At 72.4% G+C, this 15,536-nt stretch carries 14 protein-coding genes and 1 pseudogene; 8 read left to right on the forward strand and 7 right to left on the reverse strand.

Features of this window, described 5'->3' with window-relative positions; all coding sequences use genetic code 11:
• Positions 1–8: 8 nt before the first annotated feature.
• Together ABZ721_RS28325 and glsA are read right to left on the reverse strand one after the other, a co-directional pair.
• Positions 9–251: a proteinase inhibitor I78 gene (locus ABZ721_RS28325; RefSeq protein ID WP_358791558.1), complete on the reverse strand. Its 243-nt coding sequence runs from the start codon at positions 249–251 to the stop codon at positions 9–11.
• Positions 226–1,143, reverse strand: coding sequence for a glutaminase A (glsA, locus tag ABZ721_RS28330; RefSeq protein WP_358791559.1), 918 nt, complete (start codon positions 1,141–1,143; stop codon positions 226–228). The genes ABZ721_RS28325 and glsA overlap by 26 nt, the downstream gene beginning before the upstream one ends.
• Before the next feature lie 187 nt (positions 1,144–1,330).
• Here glsA and ABZ721_RS28335 point away from each other — a divergent pair, with 187 nt between their 5' ends.
• Both ABZ721_RS28335 and ABZ721_RS28340 read left to right on the forward strand, forming a co-directional pair.
• Positions 1,331–2,746, forward strand: a complete 1,416-nt coding sequence (locus ABZ721_RS28335) for a putative Ig domain-containing protein (protein WP_358791560.1) — start codon at positions 1,331–1,333, stop codon at positions 2,744–2,746.
• A gap of 133 nt (positions 2,747–2,879) precedes the next feature.
• Positions 2,880–3,725: an alpha/beta hydrolase gene (locus tag ABZ721_RS28340; RefSeq protein WP_358791561.1), complete on the forward strand. Its 846-nt coding sequence runs from the start codon at positions 2,880–2,882 to the stop codon at positions 3,723–3,725.
• Here ABZ721_RS28340 and ABZ721_RS28345 read toward each other — a convergent pair.
• Entirely contained in the window at positions 3,712–3,882 is a 171-nt protein-coding gene (locus ABZ721_RS28345) for a hypothetical protein (RefSeq protein ID WP_358791562.1), read from the reverse strand. The genes ABZ721_RS28340 and ABZ721_RS28345 overlap by 14 nt on opposite strands.
• A 199-nt stretch (positions 3,883–4,081) precedes the next feature.
• On the opposite strand from ABZ721_RS28345, the gene ABZ721_RS28350 reads away from it, so the two are divergent.
• Complete coding sequence (locus ABZ721_RS28350; RefSeq protein WP_358791563.1) at positions 4,082–5,725, forward strand: GMC oxidoreductase; 1,644 nt, start codon at positions 4,082–4,084, stop codon at positions 5,723–5,725.
• Between the two features lie 111 nt (positions 5,726–5,836).
• Here the strand turns inward: ABZ721_RS28350 and ABZ721_RS28355 are convergent, their stop codons facing one another.
• Genes ABZ721_RS28355 through ABZ721_RS28365 form a run of 3 tightly spaced genes read right to left on the reverse strand, consistent with a single transcriptional unit; the run spans position 5,837 to position 8,141 of the window.
• Positions 5,837–6,316 (reverse strand): carboxymuconolactone decarboxylase family protein, encoded by a 480-nt coding sequence (locus tag ABZ721_RS28355; RefSeq protein WP_358791564.1) that lies wholly within the window; start codon positions 6,314–6,316, stop codon positions 5,837–5,839.
• Positions 6,313–7,392, reverse strand: coding sequence for a dihydrodipicolinate reductase (locus ABZ721_RS28360; RefSeq protein WP_358791565.1), 1,080 nt, complete (start codon positions 7,390–7,392; stop codon positions 6,313–6,315). Before ABZ721_RS28360 ends, ABZ721_RS28355 begins: the two co-directional genes overlap by 4 nt.
• 59 nt (positions 7,393–7,451) lie before the next feature.
• Positions 7,452–8,141, reverse strand: coding sequence for a hypothetical protein (locus ABZ721_RS28365; protein ID WP_358791566.1), 690 nt, complete (start codon positions 8,139–8,141; stop codon positions 7,452–7,454).
• A 329-nt stretch (positions 8,142–8,470) separates the two neighbouring features.
• Here ABZ721_RS28365 and ABZ721_RS28370 point away from each other — a divergent pair, with 329 nt between their 5' ends.
• The 5 genes from ABZ721_RS28370 to ABZ721_RS28390 all read left to right on the forward strand — a co-directional run bounded on the left by ABZ721_RS28370 (position 8,471) and on the right by ABZ721_RS28390 (position 15,422).
• On the forward strand, positions 8,471–9,994 hold the full coding sequence (locus tag ABZ721_RS28370; protein ID WP_358791567.1) for a glycosyl hydrolase family 18 protein: 1,524 nt from the start codon (positions 8,471–8,473) through the stop codon (positions 9,992–9,994).
• 135 nt (positions 9,995–10,129) lie between these two features.
• The gene (locus tag ABZ721_RS28375; RefSeq protein WP_358791568.1) at positions 10,130–10,375 is read left to right on the forward strand and encodes a hypothetical protein; all 246 of its coding nucleotides are present in this window, start codon (positions 10,130–10,132) and stop codon (positions 10,373–10,375) included.
• A 67-nt stretch (positions 10,376–10,442) separates the two neighbouring features.
• Positions 10,443–10,688 carry a hypothetical protein gene (locus ABZ721_RS28380; RefSeq protein ID WP_358791569.1) on the forward strand — a complete coding sequence of 82 codons (246 nt, stop codon included), beginning with the start codon at positions 10,443–10,445 and terminating at the stop codon, positions 10,686–10,688.
• 308 nt (positions 10,689–10,996) lie between these two features.
• Positions 10,997–11,632, forward strand: a complete 636-nt coding sequence (locus tag ABZ721_RS28385) for a DedA family protein (protein WP_358791570.1) — start codon at positions 10,997–10,999, stop codon at positions 11,630–11,632.
• A 268-nt stretch (positions 11,633–11,900) separates the two neighbouring features.
• Positions 11,901–15,422 carry a discoidin domain-containing protein gene (locus tag ABZ721_RS28390; protein WP_358791571.1) on the forward strand — a complete coding sequence of 1,174 codons (3,522 nt, stop codon included), beginning with the start codon at positions 11,901–11,903 and terminating at the stop codon, positions 15,420–15,422.
• Positions 15,423–15,459: 37 nt separating this feature from the next.
• On the opposite strand, the pseudogene ABZ721_RS28395 reads toward ABZ721_RS28390, so the two are convergent.
• A pseudogene (locus ABZ721_RS28395) lies at positions 15,460–15,536 on the reverse strand (2Fe-2S iron-sulfur cluster-binding protein); the annotation flags it as partial.

Raw genomic sequence — 15,536 nt, forward strand, 5'->3', positions numbered from 1 at the left:
CCGCGCGCTCAGCCCGCCCAGCACCGGTGCACGACACCGCCGCAGACCTCGAGGTTGAGCCGCCCGGCCCGCCGCTCCATCGTCACGCTCGCTCCCGCGGGAAGGAGCCGGACGACGGACCAGCCGCGCTCGCGGGCCCGGCGCCCGGCCACCGCGGACGGCAGCCCCGCGTACGCGCCGGGCGCGTCCGCCGGCTCCGACGGGGGCGGGGGCGTGCCGGGGTCCTCAGAAGACGGACCATCCGGTGGCATCGGCGACCTCCTCCACGACGGCCATGCCGGCGACGGAGTTGCCCGCCTCGTCCAGGCCCGGCGACCACGCGCACACCGTGCCGTGCCCCGGGAAGACCGCCAGCACCCCGCCGCCGATCCCGCTCTTGACGGGCGCCCCCACCTCGCAGGCCACGTCCCCCGCCGCCCCGTACGTACCGCACGTGAGCACCACGGCGTTGAGCCGGCGCACCTGGCGCGCCGGCAGCAGGGGCGGCCGGCCGCGGGCGCGCCGGCCGCCGCGCGCCAGGAACAGCCCCGCCTGCGCCACATCGACGCAGGACGCGGCGATGGCGCACTGGTCGACGTACTGGTCGAGCAGCTCGGCCGCCTCGTGCTCCAGCCGGCCGTGCGAGGCCATCAGCAGCGCCGCCGCGGCGTTGCGGTGGCTGGCCCCGCGCTCCGACTCGGCGACCCGCGGGTCGATCCGGATCGCGGGGTTGCCGGACTCCGCGCGCAGCAGTTCCAGCACGGCGGCGGCCGACCGCGTCCGGTGCGCCGCCATCAACCGGTCGACGACCACGAGGGCACCGGCGTTGACGAACGGGTTGCGGGGCACCCCGTGGTCCACGTCGAGTTGCACCAGCGCGTCGTAGCGCAGGCTGGAGGGCTGCCGGCGCACGCCCTTCCACAGGCTCTCCCCTTCGTGGGCGAGCGCCAGGGCCAGCGAGAACACCTTGGACAGGCTCTGCACGGAGAACGGCTCCCGGCAGTCGCCGGCACCGATCACCTCGCCGTCCACCGTGGCCAGCGCCACCCCCAGCCGGTCCAGCGGCACCGCGGCCAGCTGGGGAACGCCGCGCGCCTGCTGCCCCGACCCCACCAGCCGGAGCCCGGCCCCGTACGCCTCGTCCACCATCTCCCGCAGATCCATCCGCCCCTCCGCCCCCGAACGCCGCCGCTGGACCGACACCCCCCACAGTGCCGCTTCCCCGCCCGCCGCGCAGCAGGGGAATCCCTCGTCACCGGGGGCGGCCGGGGCAAGGGATTCCCCCGATAGGCCCGCTCGCCCGCGGCCGCCAGCATGGCCGCACCACCCCCCACGTGAGAGGCAGATCCCCGTGAATCTCCGTCGACGCGCCCTGGGCGCCAGCACGTTGGCCGGCACGCTGCTGGCCGGATCCCTCCTCCTGATCGCCGCGCCCACCGTCGCGGCGCAGCCCGCCGGACACCCGGCGCCACTGCGCTCCGCGCAGGTCGCCGATGCCAAGGGCGCCCTGGACGCGGTGCCCGCCGTGCCCAACACCTCCTGGGGCGAGGACCGTTCGGCCGGGCAGGTCGTCCTCACGGTGAGCGACGCCGCGACCGGGCCCCGGCTGGCGAGGCTGCTGGACACGGCGGCCTCGCTCGGGAGCCTGGTACGGGTGGAGCACACGACCGGCCGCATGGTGCAGCAGAGCACCGCGACCGGGGACAAGCTCCAGGTGGCGGGCAACTCCGGCAGCTGGTGCTCGATAGGCTTCAACGTCACCGACGGCAGAGCCGACTTCGTCCTCACCGCCGGGCACTGCAAGGCGGCGAACGGCTGGCAGACCCCGGACGGCCAGTTCATCGGCACCACGTCCAAGGTCGGCCCCAACGGCACCGACGCCAGCCTGGTGACCAACGCGCTCACGCCCGACCCGGGCGCGTTCACCAGCGTCGGCACCGCCCGGGTCGGCGAGCAGGTCTGCAAGAAGGGCGCCACCTCCGGTGTCACCTGCGGCACGGTCAAGGCCGTCGACCAGACCGTCACGTACGACAACGGCGTCGTCGTCAACCACCTCATCCAGACCGGGAACCTCACCAAGTCCGGGGACAGCGGCGGCGGCCTGTACGACGGTTCGGCCGCGCTGGGCCTGGTCAGTGGCGGCAGCGACACCGTCAGCAGCTTCTACCCGGTCTCCAACGCCCTCAGTGACCTGGGCGTGCGCCTGCTCGTCGGCGGCACCCCGGGGCACACCGTCACCGTGACCGACCCGGGCGACCAGGCGAGCGTCAGCGGGACCCCCGTCACCCTGCAGATCACCGCCACCGACAGCGCGCCCGGCGCCGCCCTGCGGTACTCCGCCTCCGGCCTCCCCGCCGGACTGGCCATCGACGCCGCGACGGGCAGGATCACCGGCAAGCCCACCACCGCCGGCACCTACCGCACCACCGTCACCGCCGCCGAGGCCGACGGGCCCAGCGGCAGCGCCACGTTCACCTGGACCGTCACCCCGTCCGGGTCGGGCACGGTCACGGTCACCGCCCCGGGCGACCAGTCCAGCTGGGCCGGCTTCTGGATCTTCCCGGTCACCGTCCAGGCCAAGGCCGCTGACGGCCGTCCGCTCGCCTTCACTGCAGCGGGCCTGCCCGCCGGCCTGCGGATCGACGCCGCCACCGGAAGGATCACCGGCACGCCCACCACCGCCGGCACCTACCGCACCAGCGTCACCGCCGCGGCCGGCGGCGCCACCGGCAGCACCACCTTCACCTGGACCGTCACCGCCTGGTGACCCCAGCGGCCCGGCAGGACGCCGGCGGCGCCGTCACCCACCCCGTGACGACGCCGCCGGCGCGCCGCCTCCCGTGCCGGGGCGGCGGGAAATCCGCTGGACAGGCACCGGACCGGTCGGCGGGAATGGGGCCATGCCCTCCTTCACCGCTCCCGACGGAACCGAACTCGCCTACCACGTCACGGGCGAGGGCGAACCGCTGCTCTGCCTGCCCGGTGGACCGATGCGCGCGTCGGCGTACCTCGGCGACCTCGGCGGGCTGTCGAAGCGGCGCCGCCTGCTCCTGCTCGACCTGCGCGGCACCGGCGGCTCCGGTGTCCCCGCGGACCCGGCGACCTACCGCTGCGACCGGCAGGTCGCCGACGTGGAGGCCTTCCGCGACCACCTCGGCCTGGAACGTGTCGACGTGCTCGCGCACTCGGCGGCCGGCGACCTCGCCCTGCTGTACGCCGCCCGGCATCCGGGGCGCGTCCGCGCGCTGGCGCTGATCACCGCACGGGCACGCGCCCTGGGCGTCGACTTCACCACCGCCCACCGCCGGGAGGCGTCCGCCCTGCGCACCGCCGAGCCGTGGTTCGCGGGCGCGCACGAGGCCGGTGAACGGGTGTGGGCCGGCGCGGCGACCGACGCCGACTGGGACACCGCCGCCCCGTTCTTCTACGGCCGGTGGGACGCCGCCGCGCGGGCCCACGCGGCGGCCGACGTCGAACAGACCAACGACGAGGCGGCGGACCGGTACGCGTCCGCCGGCGCGTTCGACCCCGCCGCGACCCGCGCGGCCCTCGCCGCCTCCGACGTACGGGTGCTGCTGCTGGCGGGCGAGCTCGACAGCGGCCCGCGCCCCCGGGCCGCCGCCCGCATCGCGGCGCTGCTCCCCCGCGCCGAGGCCGCCGTCCAGCCCGCCGCCGGGCACTTCCCCTGGCTGGACGACCCCGGGTACTTCGCCGCCACCGTCGAGGCGTTCCTCACGGGGGCGTGACGCGGCGGTCGCCCGGCCCGCGGGGCGCGGACGCGGCGGCGGGGTCGACGCCGTCCGCTTGCGCGGCGTCGAGCAGGTGCCGGCGCAGGAAGGACACTTCGGCCGCCACCACGTGCTCGTGCTCCGCCAGGAACGGTGCGCAGTGCCCGCCGGGCACGCGGAGCAGCTCACCGCGCGGGGCCCGCGCCGTCCGCCCCAGGACGTAGCCGCGCCCTCCGGTTACGTGGTGGGCGCATGCGGTCGACGGAAGGCCGCAAGCGGTCGATCGGCGAGAAGTTACCCATAAGTATGTCGTGACTTCACAAGCTCGCAACAGTAGAACTTGTTCCCATTCCATCGAGAGTGAGGAACGTCACATGAGTGACTCAACCATGGGCCGTAACGGTTCTGAGGGTGTTTCACGTCGTCGATTTATCGCTGGAACAGGTTCTATTCTGGGGGCGGTGGTGCTCTCCGCGCAGGTCACCGGAGCCCGTGCGGCCTCCGCTGCCGCGACGGCCGTGATCGGCAACGGCGCCCACGTTCCGGTTCTGGTCATCGGCACCGGGTACGGCGGCTCCGTAGCGGCCCTACGTCTCGCGCAGGCGGGCGTCGACGTACAGATGGTCGAGATGGGCATGGCCTGGGACACCCCGGGCTCCGACGGCAAGATCTTCTGCAACACGACCTCGCCGGACTACCGCTCCTACTGGCTGCGGACCAAGACCAAGCAGCCCCTCAGCAATTTCTTCGGCATCCCCATCGACAAGAGCATCCCGCGCTACACCGGGATCCTGGACGCGGAGGACTTCGCCGGCATCACCGTCTACCAGGGCCGCGGCGTCGGCGGCGGTTCGCTGGTCAACGGCGGTATGGCCGTCACCCCCAAGCGCGAGAACTTCGGCGCCGTCCTCCCGTCGGTCAACGCCGACGAGATGTACAACACCTACTACCCGCGCGCCAACGCGGGTCTGGGCGTCGGCACCATCGACCCGGCCTGGTTCGACACCACGGACTGCTACCAGTACGCCCGGGTCGGCCGCAAGCAGGCCCAGCGCTCCGGCTTCCCGTTCGTCTTCGTGCCGGACGTATACGACTGGGACTACATGAAGGCGGAGGCGGCCGGCACCGCCACCAAGTCGGCGCTGGCCGGAGAGATCCTCTACGGCAACAACGCCGGCAAGAAATCGCTCCAGAAGACGTACATCGCCCGGATCAAGGAGACCGGCCGGGTCACCATCTCGCCGCTGCACAAGGTCACCTCGGTCTCCCCGGCCTCCGGCGGCGGCTTCACCGTCGTCATCGACCAGATCAACACCAACGGCGACACCACCGCCACCAAGACCGTCACCGCGGACAAGGTGTTCTTCGCGGCCGGCAGCGTCGGCACCAGCAAGCTGCTGACCAAGCTCAAGGCCACCGGGGCGCTGCCCAACCTCAACAGCGAGATCGGCAAGGGATGGGGTGACAACGGCAATGTGATGTGCGGGCGGGCCAACCACCTGTGGGACCCGACCGGGTCGCTCCAGGCCACCATCCCCTGCGGAGGCATCGACAACTGGGCGGCCGGAGGCGCGTTCGCCGAGGTCGCGCCGCTGCCGACCGGGATCGAGACGTACGCCTCGTTCTACCTGTCGATCACCAAGAACCCGAACCGCGGCACGTTCTCCTGGAACGCCGGCGCGAACCGGGTCGACCTGGACTGGCAGACCGCCTGGAAGCAGCCGTCCATCGACATGGCGAAGACGATCTTCGACAAGATCAACGCGAAGGAGGGGACGATCTACCGGACCGACCTGTTCGGCGTGTACAAGGTCTGGAACGACACCCTCACCTACCACCCGCTGGGCGGCGCGGTGCTGAACAAGGCGACCGACAACTACGGCCGCCTGCACGGGTACTCGGGCCTGTACGTCATCGACGGCGCGCTGATCCCCGGCAACACCAGCGTCAACCCGTTCGTCACCATCACGGCGCTCGCCGAACGGAACATCGAAAAGATCATCGCCACCGACCTGTAGCCCCGGTGGCGACAGCCCGACAGCAGCAGGACCCCGCGGGAGACGACTGACATCACCTTCCGCGGGTGGGCCCCGGGGCCGGCCGGATGCGCCGCACGGCCCCGGAGCGGCTCAGCCGGTGGGCAGCACGCACACCGCGTCGAGGCCGAGCACGTGGTTGAGGCGGCCGAACGCCAGCCACGAGCCGATGCTCATGCTCAGCTCCACGATCTCGACCTGGCTGTAGTGCGCGGTCATCCGCTCCCAGAACTCGTCGTCGAGGTTGTGGTGGTCCAGCGCGTAGCGCTCGGCGTACTCGGCGGCCAGCCGGGTGCGGTCGTCGAACGCGTCGGTGGTGCGCCACGCGGTCACCGCTTCGGGGAAGGTGTCCTCGACCTTCTCCCCGTCCCGGTCGGTCCGCCAGTCCAGGCAGAACAGGCACCCGTTGATCTGCGCGATGCGCAGCCGGGCGGCCTCGAACTCGCGCAGGCCCAGCGTGGTGTGGGCGTACACCGACAGCGAGAAGTTCGCGGCGGCCATCCCGATGCCGGGGACCATGTCGCCCCACACGTACCCGATCGGCTCCTGGCCCTCGGGGATGTCGATGTTCATCGTTGCTTCCTTCCGAGTCTGCCGACTGCGGGACGCAGCGGGACGTCGAGTGCGTCGTAGAGTCCGGGCTCCGCGTCCACCAGCCAGTCGATGGCGCCCACCAGCCGCCCGACCGCGGTGGCGTTCCCGCCCGCGGAGCGGTTCTCGCCCTCGTCACTGGCCTCGATGGTGACCTCGATGCGCGGCCGGCCCTCGATGATCACCCGGTGCGCCCCGGTACCGTCCGGCGGCTGCGGCCAGTCCGGGGCGCAGGACGCGTGGATCCGGGTGACGTGCTCGATGACGATGCGCGGCTCGCCCTCGACGATGCCCTGCACCTCGAACCGCACCGCGCCCTGGGTGCCGGCCTCGAACTCGCCCATCGTCCGCGTACTGACGGTGGCCTCCAGCGGCCGGCGGGCCATCGTCTCGCGGATCTCGTCGAGTTCGACGCCGAGCGCGCGGGCCATCATGCGGATCTGCCCGCCCCACACCATGGTGGGAATGGTCTCCATCAGCATCAGCGGCTCGAAGTCCATCGGCTGGCCCATGCCGACGAGGTAGCGGACCGAGTCGGGCTGCTCGTAGGTGGAGTAGTCGAAGATCTCCTGGCAGCGGATGACGTCCACGGTGGTGCCCAGTCCGCTGATCAGCAGCGGCAGCACGTCGTTGCCCCATCCCGGGTCGACCCCGGAGGCGAACAGCGAGCCGCCGCCCTCCGCGATGGCGGCCAGGACCGGGTCGCGGAACTCCGGCGGGGCGTTGCGGTGGTCGTAGAGCGGGTACAGCGCGGGGCTGACGACCACGGCCCCGGAGCGGAGCGCCCGGACGATGTCGGCGAGGGCCTCGTCGGGGCGGATGTCGCCGGAGGCCGCGTACACCACGGCCTGCGGGCCGGCGGCCAGCACCGCGTCGATGTCGTCAGTGGCCGCGACACCCAACTCGCGGTCGAGCCCGCTGAGTTCGCCCGCGTCACGGCCGACCTTCTCCGGGTTGTGGACGATCACGTCGGCGAGTTCCAGCGCCGGGTGGGCCTCGACGGCCCGGACGGCCGCACGTCCGACATTTCCGGTGCCCCAGACAACCGTGGAAATCATGCGGCGGAGGGTAGCAAGGGCCGTCAACAGTTCATAGGGTCACGCGATCCCCGTCCCGATCAGTATTCCTCCGCAGGCGGCCGGCGGTGCGCGCCCTCCGGTGTGAAGGTGAAGGTGCCCGCGAACGGATCCGGCCCGTCGGCGCAGCGCACCGCCATCACGACGGGCTGGCCGTACATCGGCGGCCCCGACGGAGGGTTCCCCGGCCGGGTCCCGTTCCACAGGTGGAAGAGGACCATCGGATCCTCGGGGCGCGCGGTGGCGTACCCCAGGGTCTTCGAGAACTGCGGGTTGGTGCCGCCGATGAGCAGCGAGGGCTCCCCGAACGACTCGACCACGTCGGTGAACCACTTGTTCTCCGTGCACCACTTCGGCACCGCGTCGCGCAGCGCGCGGTACTCCTCGGAGCTGAGCGCCCGGTCCAGCTCCAGCCAGCCGTTGCGGTGGGCGAACTCGGCGTACACGGAGGCGGCGGCCTTCTGGTCGCGGTGGTCCGGCAGCAGCCGGGCGAATCCGCCGATGACGCCGGTGGCCTGGAACGCCCCGGCGGCGCGCAGCGCCTGGTTCTCGTCCGCCCAGGCCTGCTCGCGGCCCTCCGCGAAGGCCAGGTGGTCGAGCAGCGTGCGCAGGGCGATCTCCCCGCCGAACATCTCGGGCCGCGGCAGGGCGGCGTTCAGCCGCCCCACCAGGTACGCGCGGATCTCGTCCGCGGAGCGCGTGGCCTCGGGCGCGGCATCGGTGGGGTTCATGTCCGAAGCTTCGCAGACGAACGGGGTGGGCGAGCACGCCCCCGGCCGCGCCGGCGGGGCGCGCGGGGTCCTGGACGGCGTCGCGGACCCGGCGCTCCCGGCGGAGCGGGAACCGGTCACGGCCCGCGGCCGGATCCCGTCGTCCGCGGGCGCGTGGTCCACCGCGCGGAGCGGCTGCTGGGCTGGCGGGAGGCCGGTCCACCCGCCGGTTGGTCTAGTCCTATCTTGGTCCAGACCATTGACATGGCCCCTGCTCAGGGAGTCCCATAACTCAAAACCGCCCTGCATCAAGGGACTTGGCGGTCACCCCCCTCACAGCTTGGACAAGCATGAGAAGCATGCGCTCCCTCCGCGCGGTCCTCACCGCGACCGTCACCGCTGTGGCCGCCGTGGGCCTGGCCACACTCAGCGGTGGCACCGCCCAGGCGGCCACCCCCCTGCCGGCCCACGTCTTCGCCCCCTACTTCGAGGCATGGACCGGCGAGAGCCCCGCCGCCCTCGCCGCCCAGTCCGGTGCGAAGCACCTGACGATGGCGTTCATCCAGACGGCTGCCAAGGGTTCCTGCACGGTGCTGTGGAACGGCGACAGCAGTCTGCCGATCGCCGCGTCCTCCTTCGGCGCCGACATCAAGACCATCCAGTCCCGCGGCGGGGACGTCATCCCCTCCTTCGGCGGCTACACCGCGGACACCACCAACACCGAGATCGCCGACAGCTGCACCGACGTCAACCAGATCGCCGCCGCCTACGAGAAGGTCATCACGACCTACGACGTCGCGCGGCTCGACATGGACATCGAGGTCGACTCGCTGGACAACAGCGCCGGCATCGACCGGCGGAACAAGGCCATCAAGATCGTCCAGGACTGGGCGGCGGCCAACGGCCGCAAGGTCGAGATCTCCTACACGCTGCCGACCACCACCCACGGCCTGGCCTCCAGCGGCCTCGCCGTCCTGCAGAACGCGGTCGCCAACGGCGCACGGGTCGACGTCGCGAACCTCATGACGTTCGACTACTACGACAACGCCACCCACAACATGGCGAACGACACCCAGACCGCCGCGCAGGGCCTGTACAACCAGCTCGCGCAGCTCTACCCGGGCAAGACCGCCGCGGAGCTGTGGGGCATGATCGGCGTCACCGAGATGCCGGGGGTCGACGACTTCGGACCGGCCGAGACGTTCACCCTGGCCAACGCCACCCAGGTGTACAACTGGGCGGTCTCCAAGGGCATCAACACCCTGTCCTTCTGGGCGCTGCAGCGTGACAACGGCGGCTGCCCGGGCGGCGCGGCCGCCGACAACTGCTCCGGCATCCAGCAGAACACCTGGGACTTCACCCACATCTTCGCCCCCTTCACCAGCGGCACCACGACCCCGACCAACGACTTCTCGGTGACCGCCACCCCGGCCTCCGGGTCCGTCGTCGCGGGCGCCTCGGCCACCAGCACCGTGAAGACCGCGGTGACGGCCGGCCAGGCGCAGACGGTCAGCCTCAGCGTCAGCGGCGCCCCCGCCGGGGTCACCGCCTCGCTCAGCCCCACCTCCGTGACGGCGGGCGGCTCCTCCACGCTCAGCATCGCCACGACCGCCGCGACGGTGTCGGGCACCTACACCCTCAGCGTCACCGGCACCGGCACCTCGGGCAGCCACACGGCGACCTACACCCTGACCGTCACCGGCGGTACGGGCCACCAGTGCACCGCCGCCGCGTGGGCCTCCGGCACCGTCTACACCGGTGGGCAGCAGGTCTCCCACAAGGGCCACAACTGGAAGGCCAAGTGGTGGACCCTGGGCGAAGAGCCCGGCACCACCGGCCAGTGGGGCGTCTGGCAGGACCTCGGCGCCTGCTGACCGATCCGCCTCCCCGCGGTGCTGCCCGGCAGGCCTCCTGCCGGGCAGCACCGCGCACCCGTCTCCCGCGTCACCCGGTGACCGTCCGACCGTCCTGACCGAGCGCCGCGGCCGAATCCGGCCTACAACAGAGACATGAGGACAGACGAGCTTCCCGCCGGATACGGCAGCGTGAGCATCGCGGCGGCCGACGAGGCGACGGTCACCGCCATCGAGGAACTCCTGCGCCTGCACTTCCCCGCGGGCCCCGCGATCCGCTACAGCGAGCACCACGCCGCCGCGACCCCCCACTGCACGGCCCACCACCTCACCCTGACGCTCGACACCCGCGGCGGCACCGACCGGTACGTCCGTCCGGGGGAGGCCGGCGAGCTCACCTGACGGCCCCGCGGAAGCGGCCCCGCGCACGCATGCGGGTTATGCGGAGCATTGGGCGCACACTGGGGCTATGTCCCTACCCGCAGCGCACCAGTGCCGTACCTGTTCCACCGACGCCACCGACGGAACGACCCTCCACGAGGACCTTGTGGTGGGAGCTCCGCTGTCCATGGAAGCACTCGACGACGCACAGCGCCTGGAGCGGTTCGCCCGCAAGTACGCCTACGACGGCTGCCGGGTGACCGAGGTCAGCCAGGTCCCCTCCAGCAGCACCAGCGGTTACGCGTGGTCCGTCCGCTTCCTCGACCACGCCTGACCTGCCCGTCACGGCAACCCCCCTTCCCGTCGTACATCAGGACGCCTGAAGCGCCGTCCGCGGCGTGCCGGGTGTGCGCGGCGGCGCACGGCACCGTCGAGTGGTACGACGGCGGCTCCTGGGTGCACCGGCTCTGCGCCGGCTGCGGGGTCGCCCTGGCGGTCGCCCGGGCGTCGTAGACCGGCCACGGAGCATCATCGGCCGGCCCTCGCCGGGCCGCGGCCCGGCCGCGCGGGTACGGTTCAAGATGTGTTCAGCTCCCCTGCAGGACGACCCGCGGATGTGGGGCGCCGTTCCGCGGGGACGCCATGAGCTGGGACCTCCTGGCGGTCGACCCGACGAGCGGGGCGTCGCTGCTCGCCGCCTTCGGGGCGCTGGCCGTCCTGGTGGTGGTCTTCGCCGAGTCGGGCCTGCTGGTGATCGGCTTCTTCCTGCCCGGGGACACCCTGCTCTTCCCCGCCGGTGTGCTCTGCGCGGGCGGGGGTGACTCGGGAGCGCACCTGTCCCTGTGGCAGGTGCTCCTCTGCGCCGCCGTGGGGTCGGTCGCCGGCGCCCAGGTCGGCTTCCTGGTGGGGCGGCACGGCGGCCGGGCCGCGCTCGCCCGCAGCCGCAGCGAGCGGCTGAAATCGGCGGTGGTCCGCTCGGACGAGCTGCTGCGCCGGTACGGCTACCGCAAGGTGATCGTGATCGGCCGCTTCATCCCGCTGGTCCGCACGGTGCTGAGCCCCCTGGCGGGCGCGCTGCGGGTTCCGGTGCGCACCTTCACCCTCTGGCAGATCGTGGGGGGCCTGGCCTGGTCCCAGAGCCTGGTGCTGGCCGGGTACTGGCTGGGGAACGCCGTGCCGGGCATCGAGCGGTACCTGCTGCTGATCGTCGGGCTGATCGTCGCCGTCTCACTCCTTCCCCTGCTGTTCGAGGCCCGCGGCCGGTCCCGGTCCCGGTAGCCGCCCGGCGCCCGTCCCGGCCGCTGCCCCGCGGGCGGCGCGGCGCCGGGGTCCGGCGCCCGGCTCCGCACCCAGGTCTGTCGAATCTGTTGACAGCGTTCGGGCAGTGGAAGAAACTCCCACCCGGAGAGCGCTCTCCGGCACCTTTGGCGTCATAACCCGAACCCACCAGGCAAGCCGAACCCGCCCACAGCCGCCGCACCGTCGTCGGGCTCATGACGGCGTGGCGGTGGCAAGAGGCATCACACCCCACCCCCCGGAGATGTGCATGAGCCTCCTGTCTCTCCTCCTGCACCACCTCGCCCGGCGCCGACGGCTGATCGCGGTGGCCCTCGCGGCCGTCCTCGCGACCGGCGGCGCGCTCGGCGCCGTGAACGCCCCCACCGCGAACGCCGCCACCATCCTGCTCTCGCAGGGCAGACCCGCGACCGCGTCCTCGACGGAGAACGCCGGCACCCCGCCCTCGGCGGCGGTCGACGGCGACGCCGGAACCCGCTGGTCCAGCGCCGCCGCCGACCCGCAGTGGCTCCAGGTCGACCTCGGCTCCACCCAGGACATCACCCAGGTCACCCTCAACTGGGAGGCCGCCTACGGCACGGCGTTCCGGATCCAGGTCTCCCCCAACGGCACCGCCTGGACCGACGCCTACTCCACCACCACCGGCACCGGCGGCCGCCAGACGCTCGACGTGACCGCCTCCGGGCGCTACGTCCGGCTGTACGGGACCGCGCGCGCCACCGGATACGGCTACTCCCTGTGGGAGTTCCAGGTCTACGGAGCCGGCGGCACCCAGCCCGGCACCTGCGGCACGGCCAACGCCGCCCTGAACCGTCCGGCGACCGCCTCCTCGACCGAGAACGGCGCCACCCCGGCCTCGGCGGCGGTCGACGGCGACGCCGGCACCCGCTGGTCCAGCGCGATCGCCGACCCGCAGTGGCTCCAGGTCGACCTCGGCTCCGCCCAGGACGTCTGCCAGGTCTCGCTGAACTGGGAGACCGCGTACGCCACGGCCTTCCAGATCCAGGTCTCCGCCACCGGAACCGGCAACTGGACCACCGTCTACAGCACCACCACCGGCACGGGCGGCACCCAGAACCTCACCGTCAGCGGGAACGGCCGCTACGTCCGCGTGTACGGCACCGCGCGCGCCACCGCGTACGGCTACTCCCTGTGGGAGTTCGCGGTCCACACCGGCACTCCCACAGGCCCCGGCGACCCGGGTGACCCCGGCGACGGCACGGTCATCTCCGCCTACCGGCAGGTCTCGGCCTCCTCGTGGGAAGGTGCGAACGCGCCCGCGGCGGCGCTGGACGGGCGCACCACCACCCGCTGGTCCAGCCTGTCCACCGACAACCAGTGGCTGCAGGTCGACCTCGGCGGCCGGGCCACGGCCACCGGGCTCTCGCTGAACTGGGAGTCCGCCTACGCCACGGGCTACCACGTCGACATCTCCGACGACGCCTCCACCTGGACCCCCCTGTACAGCACCACCACCGGCAAGGGCGGCGTCGAGAACCTCGCCGTCAGCGGCAAGGGCCGCTACGTGCGGCTGACCGGAACCGCCCGCGCCACCGGATACGGCTACTCCCTGTGGGAGTTCCAGATCCGCGGCACCCTCGACACGTCCACCGCCACCCCGCCGCTGCTCTCCGGCCCCACCAAGGCCCCGGCCACGCTCAACCAGTTCGCCCTGGCGGCGCCCGCGGACCACGCCATGATCACCAACACCCGCAGGCCCGCGCTGTCCTGGGCCGGGGTCGCGGGAACCGCGCGCTACGAGGTCTGGCTCAACATCAGCCGCACCGACTACGACTTCGCGGCCTCCGGCAACCTGCTCGACCTCTACACCAAGGTCGCCGAACCCACCGGCACGGCCTACACCCCGACGTGGGACATCAGCGACCGGTGGACCTACCGGTGGTTCGTCGTCGCGGTGAGCGGCTCGGGCGCGCGCACCACCTCCAACGTCCGTACCTTCAGCGTCTACCTGCCCGACCTCGAGACGGTCAGCGACGGCGTCAACCTCGTGGGCGGCGCCCGGGACCTGAACAAGAACGGCACCATCGAGCCGTACGAGGACTGGCGGCAGCCGGTCGAGACCAGGACCGCCGACCTGCTGGGCCGGATGACGCTGGAGGAGAAGGCCTTCCAGATGTTCTACAACGTCCAGTCCTACCCGATGTCGGGCTGGCACTTCGGTCCTGCCCAACCCGCCGACCTGCACAACGTGCTGCTCTCCACGGCGGCCACCCGGCTGGGCATCCCGCCGGTGTCCGCGGGCGACACCACCGCCGGCTACCAGACCACGTACCCGCTGCAGAGCGCGATGGCCGCGAACAAGGACTACCCGCTCGACTACAAGCTCGGCGACATGCAGCGCAAGGAGGAGCTGGAGGTCGGTGCGCGCGGCACGCTCTCACCGCTCGCCGAGGTCGGCACCAAGGTGCTCTACCCGCGCATCCAGGAGGGCGGCGGGGAGAACGCCGACGTCGCGGCGGCCCAACTGCGGGCGCAGGTGGCCGGGTTGCAGGGCGGACCGGAACTCAACCCCGGCTCCGTCCTCGCCACCGTCAAGCACTGGCCGGGCGAAGGCGCCGGCGGTGAGGCCGGCATCGTCTACGACGCGGTGACGATCAAGTACCACATGATCCCGTTCCGGGCCGCGATCGAGGCCGGAGCCGTCAACATCATGCCCGGGTACGCGGGCAGCTCCTACCTCGACCCGGGCGGCCCCGGCGCCGGTGACAGCGCGAAGATCCTCGCCTACCTGCGGCAGAACATCGGGTTCACCGGTCTGATCACCACGGACTGGCTGCCGTCCGGCGCCTGGGTGAACGCGGCCAACGCCGGTTCCGACGTGATGGGCGGCGCCGACCCGGGCGCCCCCGGGTTCACGATGGCCGGCTTCGTCTCGCAGGTGCCGCTCGCCCGGATCAACGACGCGGTGACGCGCGTGCTGCGGCTGAAGTTCCAGCTCGGCATCTTCGAGCGCCCCTACGGCGACCCGGTCAACGGCCCCTACCGGTTCCACCAGCCCTCCTACACCGCCCTCGCCAACCAGGCGGCGCGCGAGTCCAACACCCTGCTCAAGAACAACGGCGTGCTGCCCGTCAAGCTCAACGCGGGCGACAACATCGTCGTCGCCGGCGCCCGCGCCACCGACGGCGCGGCGTGCTGCATCTGGTCCAGCTACTTCCACCCGGACTACGGCTCGCTCACCCCGCTGCAGGCCATCAAGGCCCGCGCCGCCAAGGCCGGCGTCAACGTCTACCAGGACACCGGCCCCTCCCCCGAACTCGCCGTGGTTGCCGTGGGCGAGCCCTCCTACACCCACGCCACCTCCTGGGTGAACACCCAGCCCTACCTGCCGCCGGACCAACTCGCCCTCATCCAGAACTTCAAGAACCAGGGCATCCCGGTGGTCGTCGTCCTCACGCTGCCCCGGCCGATCGTGATCAGCGACTGGAACGGGCTGGCGGACGCCATCGTGGTGACCTACCGCGGCGGTGAGGAGACCGGACCGGCGACGGCCAGTCTGCTCTTCGGGGACTACACCCCCGGCGGGAAGCTGCCCTGGCAGCTGCCCCGGAGCCTGGACCAGGTGCTCAAGCCCGGGGGCGGCGACACGTCCGCCGACGCGAACGAGAGGTGGGACCTGCCCTACGACCTGGGCGCCACGGACGCCCAACGCACCGAGATCCGCGCGAAGATCGACGCCGGCCAGCCGGTGCCGACCACGTACGGGAACCCGCTCTACCCCTACGGCGCCGGCCTGACCGGCTGGAACTGACCCCGCACCGACCGGTGGCGGCCGCCGCGCTGCCCGCGTGGGCGACCTCGCCCGCGAGGACCGGGAGGCGGCAGGTGCCGCAGAAGCCCTGACGGCACGAGTAGCCGGTCTCCG

This window comes from Streptomyces sp. NPDC006733 (assembly GCF_040636125.1).
GTDB lineage: Bacteria > Actinomycetota > Actinomycetes > Streptomycetales > Streptomycetaceae > Actinacidiphila.

Coding starts and splice junctions, on each gene's coding strand:
- ABZ721_RS28325 (WP_358791558.1), bottom strand. CDS start 251: ATGCCACCGGATGGTCCGTCTTCTGAGGACCCCGGCACGCCCCCGCCC.
- glsA (WP_358791559.1), bottom strand. CDS start 1,143: ATGGATCTGCGGGAGATGGTGGACGAGGCGTACGGGGCCGGGCTCCGG.
- ABZ721_RS28340 (WP_358791561.1), top strand. CDS start 2,880: ATGCCCTCCTTCACCGCTCCCGACGGAACCGAACTCGCCTACCACGTC.
- ABZ721_RS28350 (WP_358791563.1), top strand. CDS start 4,082: ATGAGTGACTCAACCATGGGCCGTAACGGTTCTGAGGGTGTTTCACGT.
- ABZ721_RS28355 (WP_358791564.1), bottom strand. CDS start 6,316: ATGAACATCGACATCCCCGAGGGCCAGGAGCCGATCGGGTACGTGTGG.
- ABZ721_RS28360 (WP_358791565.1), bottom strand. CDS start 7,392: ATGATTTCCACGGTTGTCTGGGGCACCGGAAATGTCGGACGTGCGGCC.
- ABZ721_RS28365 (WP_358791566.1), bottom strand. CDS start 8,141: ATGAACCCCACCGATGCCGCGCCCGAGGCCACGCGCTCCGCGGACGAG.
- ABZ721_RS28370 (WP_358791567.1), top strand. CDS start 8,471: ATGAGAAGCATGCGCTCCCTCCGCGCGGTCCTCACCGCGACCGTCACC.
- ABZ721_RS28375 (WP_358791568.1), top strand. CDS start 10,130: ATGAGGACAGACGAGCTTCCCGCCGGATACGGCAGCGTGAGCATCGCG.
- ABZ721_RS28380 (WP_358791569.1), top strand. CDS start 10,443: ATGTCCCTACCCGCAGCGCACCAGTGCCGTACCTGTTCCACCGACGCC.
- ABZ721_RS28385 (WP_358791570.1), top strand. CDS start 10,997: ATGAGCTGGGACCTCCTGGCGGTCGACCCGACGAGCGGGGCGTCGCTG.
- ABZ721_RS28390 (WP_358791571.1), top strand. CDS start 11,901: ATGAGCCTCCTGTCTCTCCTCCTGCACCACCTCGCCCGGCGCCGACGG.